The 19038-nt window shown below is 59.9% G+C and carries 17 protein-coding genes; 6 read left to right on the forward strand and 11 right to left on the reverse strand.

The window, feature by feature from the left end:
• Nucleotides 1–48: 48 nt before the first annotated feature.
• Nucleotides 49–1248, forward strand: coding sequence for a CaiB/BaiF CoA transferase family protein (locus KGA96_RS06090; RefSeq protein WP_046042000.1), 1200 nt, complete (start codon nt 49–51; stop codon nt 1246–1248).
• Entirely contained in the window at nt 1202–2170 is a 969-nt protein-coding gene (locus KGA96_RS06095; RefSeq protein ID WP_046041998.1) for a TIGR02285 family protein, read from the forward strand. Before KGA96_RS06090 ends, KGA96_RS06095 begins: the two co-directional genes overlap by 47 nt.
• Before the next feature lie 169 nt (nt 2171–2339).
• Here the strand turns inward: KGA96_RS06095 and KGA96_RS06100 are convergent, their stop codons facing one another.
• The 6 genes from KGA96_RS06100 to xerD form a co-directional block, all read right to left on the reverse strand.
• A complete protein-coding gene (locus KGA96_RS06100) occupies nt 2340–2627 on the reverse strand; it encodes a DUF3509 domain-containing protein (protein WP_046041997.1) in 288 nt (95 codons plus the stop codon).
• A 161-nt stretch (nt 2628–2788) separates the two neighbouring features.
• Complete coding sequence (locus KGA96_RS06105; RefSeq protein WP_046041996.1) at nt 2789–4144, reverse strand: transporter substrate-binding domain-containing protein; 1356 nt, start codon at nt 4142–4144, stop codon at nt 2789–2791.
• Nucleotides 4145–4263: 119 nt separating this feature from the next.
• Nucleotides 4264–5673, reverse strand: coding sequence for a threonine synthase (gene thrC / locus KGA96_RS06110; RefSeq protein WP_046041995.1), 1410 nt, complete (start codon nt 5671–5673; stop codon nt 4264–4266).
• Nucleotides 5674–5777: 104 nt separating this feature from the next.
• Nucleotides 5778–7082 carry a homoserine dehydrogenase gene (locus KGA96_RS06115; protein WP_046041994.1) on the reverse strand — a complete coding sequence of 435 codons (1305 nt, stop codon included), beginning with the start codon at nt 7080–7082 and terminating at the stop codon, nt 5778–5780.
• 133 nt (nt 7083–7215) lie between these two features.
• Complete coding sequence (gene dsbC / locus KGA96_RS06120) at nt 7216–7947, reverse strand: bifunctional protein-disulfide isomerase/oxidoreductase DsbC (protein WP_007990033.1); 732 nt, start codon at nt 7945–7947, stop codon at nt 7216–7218.
• A gap of 255 nt (nt 7948–8202) precedes the next feature.
• Nucleotides 8203–9099, reverse strand: coding sequence for a site-specific tyrosine recombinase XerD (xerD, locus tag KGA96_RS06125; protein ID WP_046041993.1), 897 nt, complete (start codon nt 9097–9099; stop codon nt 8203–8205).
• A gap of 107 nt (nt 9100–9206) precedes the next feature.
• On the opposite strand from xerD, the gene KGA96_RS06130 reads away from it, so the two are divergent.
• Nucleotides 9207–11015 (forward strand): cation:proton antiporter, encoded by a 1809-nt coding sequence (locus tag KGA96_RS06130; RefSeq protein WP_046041992.1) that lies wholly within the window; start codon nt 9207–9209, stop codon nt 11013–11015.
• Between the two features lie 111 nt (nt 11016–11126).
• Here the strand turns inward: KGA96_RS06130 and rplS are convergent, their stop codons facing one another.
• The 5 genes from rplS to ffh form a co-directional block, all read right to left on the reverse strand.
• On the reverse strand, nt 11127–11477 hold the full coding sequence (gene rplS, locus KGA96_RS06135; protein WP_003175895.1) for a 50S ribosomal protein L19: 351 nt from the start codon (nt 11475–11477) through the stop codon (nt 11127–11129).
• 45 nt (nt 11478–11522) lie between these two features.
• Nucleotides 11523–12275, reverse strand: coding sequence for a tRNA (guanosine(37)-N1)-methyltransferase TrmD (gene trmD, locus KGA96_RS06140; protein WP_007897583.1), 753 nt, complete (start codon nt 12273–12275; stop codon nt 11523–11525).
• Between the two features lie 2 nt (nt 12276–12277).
• Nucleotides 12278–12814, reverse strand: coding sequence for a ribosome maturation factor RimM (gene rimM / locus KGA96_RS06145; protein WP_046041991.1), 537 nt, complete (start codon nt 12812–12814; stop codon nt 12278–12280).
• Between the two features lie 5 nt (nt 12815–12819).
• The gene (gene rpsP, locus KGA96_RS06150) at nt 12820–13071 is read right to left on the reverse strand and encodes a 30S ribosomal protein S16 (protein ID WP_007972721.1); all 252 of its coding nucleotides are present in this window, start codon (nt 13069–13071) and stop codon (nt 12820–12822) included.
• A 408-nt stretch (nt 13072–13479) separates the two neighbouring features.
• Nucleotides 13480–14856 (reverse strand): signal recognition particle protein, encoded by a 1377-nt coding sequence (ffh, locus tag KGA96_RS06155; RefSeq protein WP_046041990.1) that lies wholly within the window; start codon nt 14854–14856, stop codon nt 13480–13482.
• 210 nt (nt 14857–15066) lie between these two features.
• Between ffh and KGA96_RS06160 the strand changes: the two genes are divergently transcribed.
• The 3 genes from KGA96_RS06160 (at nt 15067) to KGA96_RS06170 (ending at nt 18835) form a co-directional block, all read left to right on the forward strand.
• Nucleotides 15067–15879: an inner membrane protein YpjD gene (locus tag KGA96_RS06160; RefSeq protein ID WP_046041989.1), complete on the forward strand. Its 813-nt coding sequence runs from the start codon at nt 15067–15069 to the stop codon at nt 15877–15879.
• 12 nt (nt 15880–15891) lie between these two features.
• Nucleotides 15892–17124: a transporter associated domain-containing protein gene (locus KGA96_RS06165; protein ID WP_046041988.1), complete on the forward strand. Its 1233-nt coding sequence runs from the start codon at nt 15892–15894 to the stop codon at nt 17122–17124.
• Nucleotides 17125–17518: 394 nt separating this feature from the next.
• Nucleotides 17519–18835 (forward strand): MFS transporter, encoded by a 1317-nt coding sequence (locus KGA96_RS06170; protein WP_046041987.1) that lies wholly within the window; start codon nt 17519–17521, stop codon nt 18833–18835.
• Nucleotides 18836–19038: the final 203 nt, after the last annotated feature.

Genomic DNA, 19038 nt, shown 5'->3' on the forward strand with positions numbered 1-19038 from the left:
TATGCTAAAACGCTCTATTCGCCCAACTTTTGCCCCACAGGATCCAGCATGCCGTTCACCGCCAAACCGCTTTCCGGTCTGAAAGTCATCGAATTGGGCACCTTGATTGCCGGCCCGTTTGCCTCGCGCATTTGCGCGGAATTCGGTGCCGACGTGATCAAGATCGAATCCCCGGACGGCGGTGATCCATTACGCAAATGGCGCAAGTTGTATGAAGGCACTTCGTTGTGGTGGTTCGTCCAGGCCCGCAACAAAAAGTCCCTGACCCTCAATCTCAAACACTCCGACGGTCAGGCGATCCTGAAACAGCTGCTGGGTGAGGCAGACATCCTGATCGAAAACTTTCGTCCCGGGGTCCTGGAAAAACTCGGCCTGGGCTGGGACGTCCTGCACGCCTTGAACCCGAAACTGGTCATGGTGCGGCTATCAGGTTTCGGACAGACCGGCCCGATGAAGGATCAGCCCGGCTTTGGCGCGGTCGGTGAGTCCATGGGGGGCCTGCGCTACATCACCGGCTTCGAAGACCGGCCACCGGTGCGCACCGGCATTTCCATCGGCGACTCGATTGCCGCGCTCTGGGGCGTGATTGGCGCGTTGATGGCCCTGCGTCATCGCGAAGTCAACGGCGGCCAGGGGCAAGTGGTGGACGTGGCGCTGTACGAAGCCATCTTCGCGATGATGGAAAGCATGGTCCCGGAGTTCGACGTGTTCGGCTTCATCCGTGAACGCACGGGCAATATCATGCCGGGCATCACCCCGTCCTCGATCCACACCAGCGCCGATGGCAAGCACGTGCAGATCGGCGCCAATGGCGACGCGATTTTTAAACGCTTCATGCTGATCATTGGCCGGGAAGACCTGGCCAACGACCCCCTGCTTGCCAGCAACGATGGCCGCGATGCCCGACGCGACGAGATTTATGGCGTCATCGATCGCTGGGTCAACTCGTTGCCGCTGGACAGGGTGCTGGCGCAGCTCAATCAGGCCGAGGTGCCGGCCAGCCGGATCTTCAGCGCCGAAGACATGTTCAATGACCCTCAGTACCTGGCGCGGGAAATGTTCCTGCAAGCCAAGCTGCCGGACGGCAAAGACTTCAAGATGCCGGGCATTGTGCCGAAACTCTCAGAGACACCCGGGGAATGTGAATGGGTCGGGCCACAACTGGGTGAGCACAACGCACAGGTACTCCAGGAACTTGGCTATGACGCGACGCAGATCGCACAGTTGCGCAAAGACGGAGCCATCTGAACTGAGGCGCCTGCCTGCATGGGCCATTGGACACTGCCCGTCACTCGGCGGGTGGCTGCTGTGCGTGCTGGCGATGTCGCTCCTGCTCCTTGAACCGGTCCCCTCAGCCCTGGCGCAAACCAGGGAAACCCTGATCTGGCTCAAGCGCGACCTGCCGCCGCTGACAATCTTCGACGGTCCGAAAAAGGGCCAGGGCGTTATCGATCAACTGCTTCCACTGTTGATTGCCGGCATGCCGCAATACCAGCACAACGTGATGAGGGTCAATCGCGCGCGTGGGTTGCAAATGCTCCACGAGCCGTCCCTCGTCTGCGACGCGGCGCTGAACTGGAGCAAGGAACGGGAACAGTGGATCGCCTTTTCCATTCCGGTCTTTCGCGCCATGAGCAATGGCCTGGCCGTGCGGCGCGTCGACCAGAAAGTGCTGGCACCCTTTATCAAGGACGGCGAAGTGGACCTGGCGGCGCTGCTCGCCAGCGGCAGCGAAAAGCTGGGGATCATTGCCGAGCGCAATTACGGCGAATACCTCGACGGGCTGCTCAAGCAAGCGCCAGCCGACGCGCTGACCGCTCATTACGGCAACGACGCCTTGGGCAGCCTGCTGCAGATGCAGCGCCTGGGACGCTTGCGTCTGCTGTTGGGTTATCGCCCGGAAATTCGCTACCAGGCCTCGCTGCAAGGCATTGCCGAGGATGAATTGCAGTTCTATCCGATCCGTGGCACGGGCAAATACCTGTCCGGCTACATCGGTTGCACCGACACCCCCAAGGGCCGGCAGGCCATTGTCGAGATCAACCAGGTGCTGCGTACCCTTCCCCGTGAACGACTTGACGAGGCCTACGCCGCCTGGCTGGATCCGGAGAGTCGCAGCGATTACCTGAAAGACACCAAGGCGTTTTTCGACAATCTGGTGCAACCCTGACAAATCCCGGGCAAAAGAAACCCCGAGAAGTGGGGAGACGACCCGGGGTTAAACATGGTCCGTTTGGAGACCAGTAGCAGCAAGCTACAAGCACCGGAGCACAATGCTTGATCCTGCTGTTACAAAGTCTGACTGACCTGGGCGCGGGAAGGTTCCCGTAAAAATCCGTTCAATTGCGACTGGCCAGCAGCTTGTCCTGCGCCGCATTGCGCAATGCCGCGATGACACAAGGCTCAAGGCGTCCCTCAGCGATCAGCACGTCGCGATGCAAGCCGTCGACCACATCCGTCAACAGGCGTTTGTCATTCAACTGGGCCTGATTGAACTCGCGCTCGACCACGGTCGCGCCGATAGCATTCTTCAGGGTCACCCGGCATTCGCCACGAATGCCTGACGGGGTCAACGTAACCTGATACGGGCTCAGCGCCTCACCGAGCAACAGACTGATACTTTCCATCCCGATCACCACTCAATAGTCCGAAAACAACGTGCCTGGGGCATGCCTACAACAAATGACCGCTGGCCCGAGAAGAAAGTTCTGGATACCGACCGCAGGCGAACCTGCAACCCAGTCAAGTGAGCATGCACGGCGAACATGACAGAGAAAAAACGCCACCATCACGTTTGTCGGGTGCGCCGGGCGATGTCGGCCCAGCCTCCCAACAATCCTCGCAGCTGGCCATCGGCCGTGTAAAACGGCACTGTCCACTGGTAGATATCCCTGACACCGTCCTTGAACATCAATTGACGCTCAAAAAAGCGCGTCCTTCGTGTACTCAATTGCGTCATGTACTCGGCATGCAGCAGTTCCGCGGTTTGCCTGGGCATGGCATCGACCTCGAACAACTGCCGCCCCTGCATCCGGTCAAAACGCGTCGACAAGGCGTCCTCATAACTTTTGTTGCACATGATCAAGCGCCCTTGCAGATCACGGACAAACATCGGGTCAGGCATGGCATCCATCAGGGCATGCTGGAAGGCGAGCTGATCACGCAGACTGCTTTGGGCCTCGACCCGTTGCCTGACGACCACCGCCAACCGCCGATTCCAGAGCAGGGAAAGCAGACCGAACAGGCTGACCACCAACACGCCCCAGCAAACCCACCGGTCAATCCGCTGCCAGAGGCCAGGCGCCTGTGGCACGGTAGCGCCGCCGAACCACTTCCGGCGAAGGTCGCGCAACTCCTGTTCAGGAAACGCCTCCAGCGCCTTGTTGAGGATACTCAGCAGCTGCGGCTGGCCTTTACGCACCGCCAGATAATCCGCATCCCATTTGCCCGGTACCACGGCGCCGATCTGTAGCCGGCCCGACGGAATAAGCTGGGCACCGATTTCGCTTTCGATGGTGGCGTAGGCTTCACCGCTTTCCACCCAGGCACGGGCCTCGGCGTAGGTTTTAACCGAACGCAACTCGATGGACGGGTAATTGCGACGGATCATCGCTTCCAGTGCATGCCGGGTCGGTAGCACCAGTACCCGCTTCGTCATGTCCTCCAGCGACTGCACCGGCGGTGCCCCGGCCTGCCCGACAAAGACCCATCCTGCACCGCCGTACGCATGACTGAAATCGAGAAACGCCTTGCGTTCGTCATTCATCGCCAGGGTCGTACTCAAATCCGCAGCGCCGCTTTCCAGATGGGCCAGCATCTGATCGGTGGAAAAAGACTCCTGGTAAACGAACTGCAACCCCGTCATGTCACTGATGCGCTTGAGCAGGTCACTGTTCAAGCCCGTCCATCGGCCATGTTCATCCTTGAACAGGTACAACGGGTATTCCAGTGCCGTGACCACGACCCGTGGATGGCTGGCCATCCACTGCAACTCCTGGTCATCCAGCACGATCATGGAACGTGCGACAGACTTTCCACGCTCCTGAATCGATGCAGGGCTCGCCCCTCCCCATTCGGCGATTCCCAGCATGCCGAATAAAAACAGCCAGCGCGCGACTGGCTTGAACACACTTGTAAACAGCATTCCCACGTCCTTGGTGATCCATTCGCCTGTCCCTTCGCGGCGATAACACGACAAGTGTGCATGCAGAAATGAAAAAGCCCGTCAGGAGACGGGCTTCAAAATGTTACAGCGCTGACCGGTTACAGCGGCTTGCCGCGGTTGCCATGCTGACTGACAAAGGCCTGCACGGCCTTCAGGTCATTTGGCAATATGGTGCAACGTTCGTCTCGCTCAAACAAATCAGAAAGATGTACCGGCAGTTCGAGCGTTTTTCCTACACCGGCTTTTTCCACGGCGTCCGGGAATTTGACCGGGTGGGCGGTGCCCAGGATCACCATTGGAATGTCCAGGCTACGACGGCATTCCCGCGCAGCTTTCACGCCGATGGCCGTGTGTGGATCCAGCACTTCACCAGTCTGCTCGTAGACTTCGGCGATGGTTTCGCAGGTTTGTGCGTCATCCACGGCCAGCGAGTCGAACAACTTGCGGGCTTCGGTCCAGCGCTCTTGCTCGACGCTGAAACCGCCACCCTGCTTGAACGAATCCATCAGCCCGGCGATGGCCGCGCCGTTGCGACCATGCAGGTCGAACAGCAGGCGTTCGAAGTTCGACGACACCATGATGTCCATGGACGGCGACAGCGTGGCGTGCAGGGTTTCCTTGACGTACTGGTTGCCGCTCATGAAGCGGTGCAGGATGTCGTTGCGGTTGGTGGCGACGATCAACTGGTTGATCGGCAGGCCCATGTTGCGCGCCAGGTAACCGGCGAAGATGTCGCCGAAGTTGCCGGTCGGCACCGAGAACGACACCGAACGCGCCGGGCCGCCCAGTTGCAGGGCTGCGTGGAAGTAGTAAACGATCTGGGCCATGATCCGCGCCCAGTTGATCGAGTTCACGGCGACCAGGCGAGTGCCCTTGAGGAAGCCCTGGTCGGCGAAGCTCGCCTTGACCATTTCCTGGCAGTCATCGAAGTTGCCTTCGATGGCGATGTTGTGGATGTTCTCACCGAAGATGGTGGTCATCTGCCGACGCTGCACTTCGGACACCCGGTTGTGCGGATGCAGGATGAAGATGTCGACGTTTTCGCAGTGCTTGCAGCCTTCGATGGCGGCCGAGCCGGTATCACCGGAGGTGGCGCCGACAATCACCACGCGCTCGCCGCGCTTTTCCAGCACGTAGTCGAGCAGGCGACCGAGCAATTGCAGGGCGAAGTCCTTGAACGCCAGGGTCGGGCCGTGGAACAGCTCCAGCACCCATTCGTTGCCGTTCAGCTGACGCAGCGGCGCAACGGCGCTATGGGCGAATACACCATAGGTTTCTTCAAGAATCTTTTTGAAATCGGCGTCCGGAATGCTGCCGGTGACGAACGGGCGCATGACGCGGAAAGCCAGCTCGTGATACGGCAGGCCGGCCCACGAAGCGATTTCTTCCTGGGTGAAACGTGGCAGGTTTTCCGGGACGTACAGACCGCCGTCGGTGGCAAGGCCTGCCAGCAGGACGTCTTCGAAATTCAGGGCCGGTGCCTGGCCGCGGGTACTGATGTAGCGCATGTTTTCAAACCTTCGGTTTGAGCTTCAAGCTTCAAGCTTCAAGCTTCAAGCTGAGCATCACTGGCTTCTGGCTTGCAGCTTGGAGCTGATAGCTTGCAGCTGTTTTAGTTAAGGTGCTCGACACGGATCCGTACGACCGGACCGACCACACCCGCCAAGGCTTCCAAAGCAGCGATGGCATCGTTGATGTGCTGTTCCAGCACGCGGTGGGTCAGCAGGATCATCGGCACCAGGCCGTCGTGCTCCTCGGCTTCCTTCTGCATGATCGACTCGATGTTGATGCCGCGCTCCGAGAGGATGCTCGCGACCTGAGCCAATACGCCCGGATGGTCCTTGGCCTGAATGCGCAGGTAGTAGGCACTTTCGCAGGCTTCGATCGGCAGGATCGGGTGATCCGACAGTGAATCCGGTTGGAATGCGAGGTGCGGCACGCGGTTTTCCGGGTCGGAAGTCATGGCGCGGACCACGTCCACCAGGTCGGCGATCACCGACGAAGCGGTCGGCTCCATGCCGGCACCAGCACCGTAGAACAGGGTCGAACCGGCAGCATCACCGTTGACCATCACCGCGTTCATCACGCCGTTGACGTTGGCGATCAGGCGATCGGCCGGGATCAGCGTCGGGTGCACGCGCAGTTCGATACCGGCCGCGGTGCTGCGCGCCACGCCCAGGTGCTTGATGCGGTAGCCCAGCGCTTCGGCGTAGTTGACGTCGGCGGTGGTCAGCTTGGTGATGCCTTCGGTGTAAGCCTTGTCGAACTGCAACGGAATACCGAACGCGATGGACGCCAGGATCGTCAGCTTGTGAGCCGCGTCGATACCCTCGACGTCGAAGGTCGGATCGGCTTCGGCGTAACCCAGGGCCTGGGCTTCGGCCAATACGTCTTCGAAGGTGCGACCCTTCTCGCGCATTTCCGTCAGGATGAAGTTACCGGTGCCGTTGATGATGCCGGCTACCCAGTTGATGCGGTTGGCGGACAGGCCTTCGCGGATCGCCTTGATCACCGGGATGCCACCGGCCACCGCCGCTTCGAACGCAACGATCACGCCCTTCTCGCGGGCCTTGGCGAAAATTTCATTACCGTGAACGGCGATAAGCGCCTTGTTCGCGGTGACCACATGCTTGCCATTCTCGATGGCCTTGAGTACCAGCTCGCGGGCAACGGTGTAGCCGCCCATCAGCTCTATAACGATGTCGATCTCAGGGTTCGTGGCCACTTCGAAGACATCGTTGGTAATCGCAATACCGGTCGTTTGGAACTGAGGCTTTGGCGTGCGCATGGCAATTTGTGCCACTTCGATCCCACGCCCGGCACGACGAGCAATTTCCTCGGCGTTGCGCTGAAGTACGTTGAAGGTACCGCCACCGACGGTTCCTAACCCACAGATGCCTACTTTGACCGGTTTCACTGTGAACTCCCCATAAAACGGCCGACTCGAGGCCGGCCGTGAAAACAACCGCTTACTCGCGGCTCTCTATTGATGGCCCGGCGAATGTCGCTGCCGGACCATGATCGTCAAGGCTTGCCGTGACGATGCGAATTTACTTCGCGCCCAGCGCCAGTTTGGCGACTTGTGGCGCAGGCTGGTAGCCCGGAATGACCTGACCGTCGGCCAAAACGATGGCCGGTGTGCCGTTCACGCCGATCGACTGGCCGAGTGCGAACTGTTTGGAAACCGGGTTATCGCACTTGGCGGCCTTGATTTCCTTGCCGTCGACCATTTTGTCCATGGCCGCTTTCTTGTCTTTCGAGCACCACACCGCTTGCAGTTGCTCGTCACCCGGCGAGCCCAGGCCCTGGCGCGGGAACGCGACGTAGCGCACTTCGATGCCGCGCTTGTTCAGCTCAGGCACTTCGGCGTGCAGCTTGTGGCAGTACGGGCAGGTGGTGTCGGTGAATACGGTGATGTGCGACTTGGTTTCGCCAATGGCCGGGTAGACAACGGTTTCGGCAACCGGGATGTCGTTGATCAGCTTGGAGATGCCCAGGCGCTCGGTCTTCTCGGTCAGGTTGACCGGCTTGCCGTCCTTGAGATCGAACAGGTAGCCCTGGACCACGTACTGGCCATCGGCGCTGGCGTACAGCACGCGGCTGCCCTTGAGCTTGACTTCATACAGGCCTGGCAACGGGCTGGCGGTGATGCTCTCTACCGGCACTTCGAGCTGGAGGTTTTCCAGGCTTTTACGAATGGCTTTGTCGGCCGCGTCATCGGCGACGGCAAAGGTGCTGACCAACGCAATGGCTGCGGCGGCGAAAATCTGGGTCAGACGCATGAGAACTCCTGAAGGCGAACATATGGGACGATCAGAACGCCCGTGCCGAAACACCGGGTCATAACCGCCCATCGTGCAAACCGGCCCAGCCTATCACATAAGGTCCACATGGCCGAATGCACCTGATGCAAGACATTTGTGGCGACACAATCCCCTGTGGGAGCGAGCCTGCTCGCGATGACGGCATCACATCCAGAACATGTATCGACTGTCAGGCCGCTATCGCGAGCAAGCTCGCTCCCACAGGTTTTTCGGTTATCCCCGCGGATGATGTTTGGCATGCAAATCCTGCAACCGCGCCCGGGCAACATGGGTGTAGATCTGCGTCGTCGACAAATCGCTGTGCCCCAGCAGCATCTGCACCACCCTCAGGTCTGCGCCGTGGTTGAGCAGGTGCGTGGCGAAGGCATGGCGCAAGGTGTGCGGCGACAGCGACTTGCCGATCCCGGCCACCTTGGCCTGGTGCTTGATCCGGTGCCAGAAGGTCTGGCGGGTCATCTGCTCGCCACGCAGACTTGGGAACAACACGTCGCTGGGACGTCCGCCCAGCAGCTCGCCGCGGGCATCACGCATGTAGCGCTCGACCCAGACAATCGCCTCCTCGCCCATCGGCACCAGCCGCTCCTTGCTACCCTTGCCCATTACCCGCAACACGCCTTGACGCAAATTGACTTGTTCCAGGGTGAGGCTGATCAGCTCAGTCACCCGCAAGCCACAGGCATACAGCACTTCAAGCATGGCCCGGTCGCGCTGACCGATGGCCTCGCTCAAGTCAGGCGCCTTCAGCAAGGCTTCCACATCCGCCTCAGACAAGGACTTTGGCAACGGCCTGCCGAGTTGCGGCATATCAACGCGTAATGTCGGATCGACCGAGATCATCTTTTCCCGCAGCAGGTAACGATAAAAGCCACGCACACCCGAGAGAAATCGCGCAGTGGAACGTGGCTTGTAGTTTTGCTCCAGGCGCCAGGCCAAGTGGTCGAGTATCAACTCGCGACCGGCATTGACCAGCTCCAGTCCTTTGTCCTGTAACCAGCCGTTGAACAGCGTCAGGTCACTGCGATAGGCATCGCGGGTGTTATCGGAAAGGCCTTTCTCCAGCCACAAGGCATCGAGGAATTGGTCTATCAGCGGGTGATCGATGGCAGGCATGGGCACTCGAATCACGCAGCCTTGGGACTGCGCACAAAATTAAAATTGGACATGGAAACGGCCGCTAGTCTTTCATAGGCCGCGATTTCAAGGAACAGGGAGCAGCAATGAGCGAGCAGCAGATTTTATTGGCATTTGGCGGGATAGGCGCGGCGGCGCTGCTTTGCCAATGGCTGGCCTGGCGTTTGAAATTGCCGGCGATTCTATTCCTGCTGCTGACCGGCATCCTGGCCGGCCCCGTGCTGCATTTGCTCGACCCTCAGGAGATGTTCGGACCACTGTTGATGCCGCTGGTGTCCCTGGCAGTGGCGCTGATCCTGTTCGAAGGCAGCCTGACTCTGCATCTGTCCGAATGGCGCGAAATCGGCAGCGTCGTCCATCGCTTGGTCACCATTGGCGCCCTCTCCACCTGGGTGGTCATTGCTGTCGCCACTCACTGGCTGCTGGATTTCGACTGGATGCTGGCCATCCTGTTCGGCAGCCTGACCCTGGTGACCGGGCCGACCGTGATCGTGCCGATGCTGCGCGTCGTGCGCCCGAAAGCGTCGATTGCCAACATCCTGCGCTGGGAAGGCATTGCCATCGACCCCATCGGTGCCCTGCTGGCGGTGGTCGTCTATAGCTTCATCATCGCCAGCTCCAAAGGTAACGGCCTCGAGGAAAGCCTGCTGACCTTCGGTGGCGTGATTCTGTGCGGCAGCCTGTTCGGTGTTTTTGGTGGCTGGTTGCTCGGTACCCTGATTCGCCGTCAGTGGCTGCCGGAATACCTGCACAACCTGGCAGCGCTCGCGGCAGTCCTGAGTATTTTCATTGGCTCCAACGAAGTCACCAACGAATCCGGGTTGCTGGCCGTGACCTTGATGGGCATGTGGCTGGCCAACATGAAAGGCGTGGACGTGCGGCACATCCTGCACTTCAAGGAGAACCTCAGCGTGCTGCTGATCTCCGGCCTGTTCATTCTGCTGGCGGCCCGGCTGGACCTGAACGCCATGATCGGCCTTGGGCCTCTGGTGCTGATTTTGCTGCTGGTAATTCAGTTCATCGCCCGCCCTTTGAATGTGCTGCTGAGCACGGCGGGCTCCAGCCTGGGTTGGCGCGAGCGAGCGTTGCTGGCATGGATTGCCCCAAGGGGCATCGTGGCAGCGGCGGTGTCGGCCATCTTCGCCATTCGCCTGCATGACGCCGGTCATCAGGGAGCGTTGCTGCTGGTGCCGCTCACCTTTGCGGTGATCATCGGCACGGTGGTGTTGCAAAGCGCGACGGCACGACCGCTGGCACGCCTGCTGAAGGTGGCGGAACCGGCACCGAGCGGTTTCCTGATCATCGGCGCCAACGGACCTGCGCGCACGCTGGGTAAGGCACTGCAACAGCTGGGCAGTCGCGTACTGTTGACGGATTCGAGCTGGGAAAACATTCGTGCAGCGCGGATGGAAGGCTTGCCGACCTATTTTGGCAACCCAGCGTCGCAACATGCCGATGCGCATCTGGACCTGGTCGGCCTCGGGCATTTGCTGGCGCTGTCACCCTCCGGCGAGATGAACACCCTGGCGCTGATGCGGTTTCGTCATGAACTGGGCCATCAACGCATGTTCGGCCTGGCCAGCGGCCAGGAAAGCCGCCGCACCGACAAGCACCGTACCAGCCTGGAACATCGCGGCAATCAACTGGGCAGCGAAGCGCTGACCTACGCCAAGCTCGCCAGCCAATTGAGCCAGGGCTCAGAGCTGTACAGCACAACGTTGACGGACGGTTTCAGTTGGGACGATTACCGCGCGCTGCATGGCGAGCGTGCGACCCTGCTGTTCGTGCGCGACGACAGCGGTTGGGTGCACGTGGTAACGCCGGCAAGCACGATCAAGCCCGCGGCGGGGTGGACGTTGTTGGCGTTGATTCAGCCGGAGACGAGCAGCGCCTGACAGAACGATCCGCCCTGTAGGAGCTGGCTTACCAGCTCCTACAGGGTGGGGTAAATCGCAGGCAACAAAAAAGCAGCCCGCAGGCTGCTTTTTTTGCATCGGAAGCTGGACTTAAGCCAGTTTTTCCTTGATGCGAGCTGCTTTACCCGACAGGTCACGCAGGTAGTACAGCTTGGCTTTACGTACGTCACCGCGACGCTTGACAGCCATGCTGTCGATTTGCGGGGAGTAGGTCTGGAAAGTACGCTCTACGCCAACACCGTTGGAGATTTTACGAACGGTGAATGCACTGTTTACGCCGCGGTTACGCTTGGCGATAACAACACCTTCGAACGCTTGCAGACGCGAACGGTCGCCTTCCTTCACTTTCACCTGAACGACAATGGTGTCGCCCGGGGCAAAGGTAGGGATCTCTTTGGTCATCTGCTCTGCTTCGAGTGCAAGGATGATTTTGTTAGTCATGCTGTGCTCCTAAGGTAAATCGTCGGATCTACCATCGATACGTTGTTAACTATCGTCCCGCTCGCGGATGTATTCCTCGAGCAGCTTCTTCTCTTCTCCAGAAAGCGAGCGGCTTTCCAGAAGATCGGCGCGTCGTTCAAAGGTCCGACCAAGGGACTGCTGTAAACGCCAACGCCGGATGTGCGCGTGATTGCCACTTAGCAATACGTCGGGAACACGCTGATCCGCATACACCTCCGGTCGGGTGTAGTGCGGGCAATCCAGCAAACCATCCGTAAAGGAATCTTCCTCGGCGGAGTCCGCATGCCCTAAAGCTCCAGGCAGCAGTCGTGTAACCGCATCGATCAGGACCATCGCCGGCAGCTCGCCGCCAGACAGTACATAGTCGCCAATCGACCACTCTTCATCGACATGAGCATCAATAAAACGCTCGTCAATGCCTTCATAGCGGCCGGCAATCAGGATCAATGCATCCAGATTCGCCAACTCACGTACCGCCGACTGAGTCAGTTGACGGCCTTGGGGGGACAGGTAAATTACCTTCGCCGCCTCCCCGGCTGCTGCCTTGGCCTGAACCAGAGCATCTTCCAGGGGCTTGATCTTCATCACCATGCCCGGACCACCGCCAAACGGGCGATCGTCCACAGTGTGATGTCGATCCGTCGTGTAGTCTCGCGGATTCCAACAGGTGAGCTGCAAGAGCCCCTGTTTCACCGCCCGACTGGTGATGCCGTACTCGCTGATGGCGGAAAACATCTCGGGAAACAGACTGATCACTTCTACGCGCAAGTTAGCCACGCTTAGAAATCCGCGTCCCAATCCACCTTCATCTCGCCCGCGGCCAGGTCGATGGCCAACACGCATTGCTCCGTATAGGGCAACAGGCGTTCGCGATCATCCAGGCTGCCAGCGCAAGGCTTGACCACCATGACATCGTTCGAGCCGGTCTCCAGCAGGTGATCGATTTTCCCGAACAGTTGTCCGAGGGTGTCGATGACCTTGAGACCTTCCAGCTGGTACCAGTAGTACTCGCCGTCGGTGAGTTCAGGGAACAGGTTGCGCGGCACGCAGATCTCATAACCGGCCAGAAGACGAGCTTCTTCGCGATCATCGAGATCCTTGAGCTTTGCGACCAGGAACTTGTCGTTCCCGCGTCCGCTGACCAGCTCTACCTGCTTTACATTACCGTCACGCTTGAGCGTCCAGGTTTTGTAGTCCAGCAGGTTTTTAATCGGATCAGTAAAGGAGTACACCTTCACTTCGCCGCGAACGCCGTGAACAGAATAAATCTTGCCGATAACGATCAAATCATCAGCAATGGCAGGCGTCGCGTTCATATTGCTCAGGCCGCAGCCTTAGCAGATTCCTTCAACAACTGAGCAACGCGCTCAGAAGGTTGTGCACCAACGCTCAGCCAGTAGGCTACGCGCTCTTGGTTCACGGACAGACGAACTTCCTGACCACGGGCAACAGGGTTGAAGTAGCCAACCTGTTCCTTGTGCGAACCGTCGCGCGGGTTGCGGCTGTCGGTTACGGTCAAGTGGTAAAACGGGCGCTTTTTGGAGCCGCCAAGGGCAAGACGGATTGTTAGCATGTGAACATCGTTCCTGTAGTCGGTGCTGCAAATCTAAAGGCACAGCGGGCATGGGTGCCCGAAAGGCCGCATATTCTAAGGAATATCCGGACTTTTGCAAATGACTTTTTCCGGCGGTCTATCGGCCGCCATGCAGATTTGCTATAGAGCCGTCGTTGAAAACGGCCGGTCAGCTCCCGCCAAGTGCGGGTTTGCTGTGTATCCCACGTCCGTGTGGGTTAGCGCCGGTGCGACGACCGGCGCAGATTCGTGTGTCCTTTCTCGCCAATACGCTCACATTTTGGCGAGTGACTGGTGCCCTCAGGCAAGGCGCCGCGACGAGTCATAGCCCGCTATGGCGAGGAGCGGCAACGCCGCATGAGGGCACCAGACGCCGCCAAAATTGAGCAGTATTGGCGTGAAAGGACACTATATTTTCGGCATGCCGCCGCCGGGTAGCATTCCACCCATGCCGCGCATCATCTTGGCCATTCCGCCTTTCGCGGAGAACTTCTTCATCATCTTCTGCATCTGCTTGTGCTGCTTGATCAAGCGGCCGATGTCCTGCACCTGGGTGCCGGAGCCCATGGCGATCCGGCGCTTGCGCGAACCGCTGATCATCTCAGGGTCGCGGCGCTCGGCCGGGGTCATGGAGTTGATGATGGCTTCCATCTGTTTGAATTGCTTCTCTGCCGCGCCTTGGGCATTGCCCATTTGCGCCAGGTTCACGCCACCCATGTTCGGCAGCTTGTCCATGAGCCCGCCGAGGCCGCCCATGTTTTTCATCTGTTGCAGCTGGTCGCGGAAGTCTTCGAGGTCGAAGCCCTTGCCCTTCTTCAGCTTCTTGGCCAGTTTGTCGGCCTTGTCCTTGTCGAGGGTCGCTTCCGCCTGCTCGATCAGGCTGAGCACGTCGCCCATGCCGAGGATGCGCGAGGCGATACGCTCAGGGTGGAACGGATCGAGCGCTTCGCTCTTCTCGCCCATACCGATGAACTTGATCGGCTTGCCGGTAATGGCTCGCACCGACAGCGCGGCACCGCCACGGGCGTCGCCGTCGACCTTGGTCAGGATCACACCGGTCAGCGGCAATGCATCGCCGAAGGCCTTGGCCGTGTTGGCGGCGTCCTGGCCGGTCATGGCGTCGACCACGAACAGGGTTTCTACCGGGTTGATCGCGGCATGCAGTGCCTTGATCTCGCCCATCATCTCTTCATCGATGTGCAGGCGACCGGCGGTATCGACGATGACCACGTCGATGAATTTGAGTTTTGCCTCTTTAATAGCCGCTTGCGCGATCTCAACCGGCTTCTGGCTCAGGTCGGACGGGAAGAAGGTAACGCCGACTTCACCGGCAAGCATTTCCAGCTGTTTGATCGCCGCTGGACGATAAACGTCGGCGGACACGACCATGACGGACTTCTTCTTGCGCTCTTTAAGGAAGCGCGCGAGTTTGCCGGCGGTGGTGGTTTTACCCGCGCCCTGCAAACCGGCCATCAAAATGACCGCTGGCGGCACGGCGCTCAGGTTCAAATCTTCGTTGGCCGCGCCCATCAGGCTTTCGAGTTCGGCCTGGACGATTTTCACGAAGGCCTGGCCCGGCGTCAGGCTGCGCGACACCTCGGTGCCTACGGCGCGTTCCTTGACCGAATTGACGAAGTCCTTGACCACCGGCAGGGCGACGTCGGCTTCAAGCAACGCCATACGCACTTCACGCAGGGTGTCTTTGATGTTGTCTTCAGTCAGCTTTGCCTTGCCGGTGACATGGCGCAGCGTCTGCGAGAGACGGTCGGTTAAGTTTTCAAACATTGCGCGATCCTTTCAGGCCCTGTGTAGACCGGGATAATGGCGGCCCGGACCGGACTAAACGTGTGCTCGGCGAGCCTGCGGCGTGGGCAGGTCGCGGATTATAGCGAAGACTGTGGCCGGCGGACACCTCGCTGTCAGGTTGCGCGGTCTTTCGTGTGGCGGGGGTTCTATGCCAAACTCAGCGACTTTCGGGCTTGCCTAACAGGATTTATGCTCCCCTTGTCACCCAGCTTGCTAACTACCCTCGCCGCCGCCTGCTTGTATGCCGCTGCGACCATTTACCAGGGCACTCGCCTGGCGTCCGGCGCCAAGGTCAACAAACGCCTGCTGGTCATGCTCGGCGTGCTCGCCGTATTGGCCCACAGCGTCAGCCTGCTCACCCACCTGCTGACCCCGACCGGCCTGGCCCTGGACTTCTTCAGTGCCGCCAGCCTGATTGCCGTGGCGGTCATCGCGCTGACCCTGCTGGCCTGCTCGCGGATTCCGGTGGAGAACCTGCTGGTCCTGCTTTTCCCGCTTGGGGCCCTGACCGTGTTGCTGGCGCACTTTGCCCCCGCCGGCACGGTACAGGTCATCGATGAGGAGCCGGGCATCCTCGCCCACATCCTGCTTTCGATTCTGGCCTACGGCATGTTCACCATCGCGGTGTTCCAGTCCTTGCTGCTGCTGATTCAAGACCACCAGCTCAAGCACAAGCACCCGTCCGGGCTGATCAAGAACTTCCCGCCGCTGCAAACCATGGAAAGCCTGCTGTTCGGTTTCCTCTGGGCCGGCTGGACGCTGTTGTCGCTATCGCTGATTTCCGGCTGGCTGTTCGTCGAGAACCTGTTCGCCCAGCATCTGGTGCACAAAACCCTGCTGGCCTGCCTGGCCTGGGTCGTTTTCAGCGTGCTGCTGTGGGGACGCAATCGCCTCGGCTGGCGCGGGCACAAAGCCATTCGCTGGACCCTGGCCGGTTTTTGCCTGTTGATGCTGGCGTATTTCGGCAGCAAGCTGGTTCGTGAATACATCCTGCATATCTGACGGGCGGCATTAATGGACGACTTGCCCATAGGGCCGATGCTCGCGGTAGTGACCCTGCTGGTTTTATGGTCGGGGCTGTTTACCGCCATCGAAGCGGCGCACCAGCATTTGCTGGCCCAGCGCACCGCAACGCGTTCCAGCGACAAACCGGTGGCGAAACTCAGCTTTCCCCTGGCCAGCCTGATTTTTTGCAACACCCTGTGCCGTGCACTGGTGGTGGTCATCAGCACCTTGCTGGCCATGTTCACCTGGGCCGAGAACGGCCCGTGGGTCGCCTGCCTCGGGGCGGGCGCCATTTTGCTGGTGTTTTCCGACTATTTGCCACGCACCCTCGCCGCTCGCTATCCGGATGCGATCCTGGCCCAGGGCAACAACCTGCTGCGGGTGCCGCTGAAAATCATCTATCCCGCGGCATGGCTGCTCAGCAGCATCAGTCAGTTGCTGACGCGGCCATTCGCCCGTAAAGCCAAAGTGGTGCAACAGAGTGAGGACGAAACGCTGACGGAGCGGCATGCGCCCTCCGAAACCGTAAGCCGCCCTCACCCGCTGCCAGGCATCCATGCGCTGGACAACATCACCGTCAATGACATCCTGGTACCGCGCAGCGACGTGGATGGCATCAATCTCGATGACTCCATCGAAGAAATCATCGAACAATTGCGCCACAACAGACGTACTCGCCTGCCGGTGTTCCACAGTGATATCAACCAGGTCGAAGCTGTCCTCAACACCCGGCACATCCTTCACTTGCTGCCCGATGCGAGCCTGACCAGGGAAGCCTTGCTGGCGGCCAGCCACGAGCCGTACTTCGTGCCGGAAAGTACGCCGTTGCAGCTGCAACTGCTCAACTTCCACAAGCAGCAGCGGCGCCTGGGCATGGTGGTCGACGAATACGGTGAAGTGCTGGGCATCGTCACCCTGGAAGACATTCTCGAAGAAATCGTCGGCGAGTTCGAAAGCCAGCAGAGCCTGGACAATCCGCACATTCATCCGCAAGCCGACGGGCGCCTGGTGATCGACGGTGCCGCGTCCATTCGCGAGCTGAACAAGAGCCTCGGCTGGCACCTGCCCAGCGATGGCCCGAAAACCCTGAACGGCCTGGTCACCGAGGCGCTGGAAACCATTCCTGAAAGCGCGGTGTGCCTGAAGATCGGCCGGTATCGCCTGGAAATTCTCGAGACCGAGGACAACCGTGTCACGCGGGTGCTGATCTGGCAGACCAGCTCGATGCCTGTGGTTATCTAACGCCTGGCGCAAATCCCTGTGGCGAGGGGGCTTGCCCCCGTTGCGCTGCGAAGCAGTGCTAAACCATACAACTACTTTTCATCTGGTACACCGTGGCTGCCGACTTTACGACTGCTTCGCAGCCGAACGGGGGCAAGCCCCCTCGCCACAATGTCCTCGCAAGCACTCTTGCTCGATCGTTAGCCACCTTCCTATAATCGAAGCGCTTACCCAAGCCTTGCCGGCCCCGTGCTTACCCCGCACTTCGCAGCTTCCGGCCTGTCCACCAGCAAAGTCCGCAACAAACCGACGACTGTTCCTACCTTGAACAGCGACCGTTCCTCCACCCACATCCCTGGGTTCTCGACCATAATAATTCGCTCCACTGGAGCACATGACTGTCAGGGATAACCGCATGACGACCAGCACGACTTACAGCGACTCCACACCCACGCAACCAACGAACTCCGCCACCCGCGTGGCCACCGCGAGCTTCATCGGGACCGCCATCGAGTTCTACGACTTCTACGTCTATGCCACCGCCGCCGCGCTGGTGATCGGCCCGGTGTTCTTTCCGCAGACATCCGGTACCGCCCAGATGCTTTCGGCGTTTCTCACGTTCGGCATCGCCTTCCTTGCGCGCCCCTTGGGTTCGGCCCTTTTCGGTCACTTCGGCGACCGTATCGGCCGCAAGTCGACCCTGGTCGCCTCGCTGCTGCTGATGGGTGTGTGCACCACGCTGATCGGCGTGCTGCCGGGATACGACAGCATTGGCGCCTGGGCACCGATCCTGCTTTGCGTCCTGCGCTTCGGCCAAGGCCTTGGTTTGGGCGGTGAATGGGGTGGCGCGGCATTGCTGGCCACGGAGAACGCGCCGAAAGGCAAACGCGCGTGGTTCGGCATGTTCCCGCAGCTGGGTCCATCCATCGGCTTTCTGGCGGCCAACGGCCTGTTCCTGACCCTGGCCGTGGTGCTGGACGATGAACAGTTCCGCTCATGGGGCTGGCGTATTCCGTTTCTGCTCAGCGCCGCACTGGTGATGGTCGGCCTTTACGTGCGCCTCAAGCTGCATGAGACCCCGGTATTCGCCAACGCCATGGCGCGTCAGGAACGAGTGAAGATCCCCCTGTTCGAGCTGTTTGGCCAATACTGGGCGCCCGTATTGCTGGGCGCCGGGGCGATGGTCGTGTGCTACGCGCTGTTTTACATCTCCACCGTGTTTTCCCTGAGTTACGGTGTGGCAACACTCGGCTACAGCCGCGAAACCTTCCTCGCCCTGCTGTGCTTCGCGGTGCTGTTCATGGCTGCCGCCACCCCGCTGTCGGCCTGGGCCAGCGACCGTTACGGACGCAAACCGGTGCTGATCATCGGCGGTGTACTGGCGATCCTGTCCGGCTTCCTCATGGAGCCGCTGTTGACCCAAGGCTCGACCTGGGGTGTGGCGTTGTTCCTGTGCATCGAACTGTTTCTGATGGGCGTGACGTTTGCGCCGATGGGTGCGCTGCTGCCGGAGCTGTTCCCCACCCACGTGCGCTACACCGGCGCCTCGGCGGCCTACAACCTGGGCGGTATCGTGGGTGCTTCCGCGGCGCCGTTCTTCGCCCAGAAACTGGTGGCGATGGGCGGGTTGAGCTATGTCGGCGGTTACGTGTCCGGAGCGGCGGTGCTGAGTTTGATTGCGGTGCTGTGCCTGAAGGAAACGCGGCATAACGACCTGAATCAGGTTGTCTGACAGATAGTCATCGCGAGCAGGCTCGCTCCCACAGGTCTTTTGTCGAACCACTATTTTGTGATCGACATTGATCCTGTGGGAGCGTGGCTTGCCCGCAATGGCGTCATTGCAGACAAAACACCCCCCCCTGAAAAACCACAACTTTCCCCCACCCATTGTCACCTCGCTCTACGCGCATCGGCTCATCCCCGCTATACTTCCCG

It is taken from the genome of Pseudomonas sp. GL-R-26 (genome assembly GCF_019947365.1).
Taxonomy (GTDB): domain Bacteria; phylum Pseudomonadota; class Gammaproteobacteria; order Pseudomonadales; family Pseudomonadaceae; genus Aquipseudomonas.

What these genes read in the sequence shown, in the direction of transcription:
- KGA96_RS06100 (WP_046041997.1), bottom strand. Translation starts at nt 2,627, where the DNA reads ATGGAAAGTATCAGTCTGTTGCTCGGTGAGGCGCTGAGCCCGTATCAG.
- KGA96_RS06090 (WP_046042000.1), top strand. Translation starts at nt 49, where the DNA reads ATGCCGTTCACCGCCAAACCGCTTTCCGGTCTGAAAGTCATCGAATTG.
- xerD (WP_046041993.1), bottom strand. Translation starts at nt 9,099, where the DNA reads ATGCCTGCCATCGATCACCCGCTGATAGACCAATTCCTCGATGCCTTG.
- rpsP (WP_007972721.1), bottom strand. Translation starts at nt 13,071, where the DNA reads ATGCTAACAATCCGTCTTGCCCTTGGCGGCTCCAAAAAGCGCCCGTTT.
- ffh (WP_046041990.1), bottom strand. Translation starts at nt 14,856, where the DNA reads ATGTTTGAAAACTTAACCGACCGTCTCTCGCAGACGCTGCGCCATGTC.
- KGA96_RS06160 (WP_046041989.1), top strand. Translation starts at nt 15,067, where the DNA reads ATGCTCCCCTTGTCACCCAGCTTGCTAACTACCCTCGCCGCCGCCTGC.
- rimM (WP_046041991.1), bottom strand. Translation starts at nt 12,814, where the DNA reads ATGAACGCGACGCCTGCCATTGCTGATGATTTGATCGTTATCGGCAAG.
- KGA96_RS06105 (WP_046041996.1), bottom strand. Translation starts at nt 4,144, where the DNA reads ATGCTGTTTACAAGTGTGTTCAAGCCAGTCGCGCGCTGGCTGTTTTTA.
- KGA96_RS06165 (WP_046041988.1), top strand. Translation starts at nt 15,892, where the DNA reads ATGGACGACTTGCCCATAGGGCCGATGCTCGCGGTAGTGACCCTGCTG.
- thrC (WP_046041995.1), bottom strand. Translation starts at nt 5,673, where the DNA reads ATGCGCTACATCAGTACCCGCGGCCAGGCACCGGCCCTGAATTTCGAA.
- rplS (WP_003175895.1), bottom strand. Translation starts at nt 11,477, where the DNA reads ATGACTAACAAAATCATCCTTGCACTCGAAGCAGAGCAGATGACCAAA.
- KGA96_RS06095 (WP_046041998.1), top strand. Translation starts at nt 1,202, where the DNA reads ATGACGCGACGCAGATCGCACAGTTGCGCAAAGACGGAGCCATCTGAA.
- KGA96_RS06170 (WP_046041987.1), top strand. Translation starts at nt 17,519, where the DNA reads ATGACGACCAGCACGACTTACAGCGACTCCACACCCACGCAACCAACG.
- KGA96_RS06130 (WP_046041992.1), top strand. Translation starts at nt 9,207, where the DNA reads ATGAGCGAGCAGCAGATTTTATTGGCATTTGGCGGGATAGGCGCGGCG.
- dsbC (WP_007990033.1), bottom strand. Translation starts at nt 7,947, where the DNA reads ATGCGTCTGACCCAGATTTTCGCCGCCGCAGCCATTGCGTTGGTCAGC.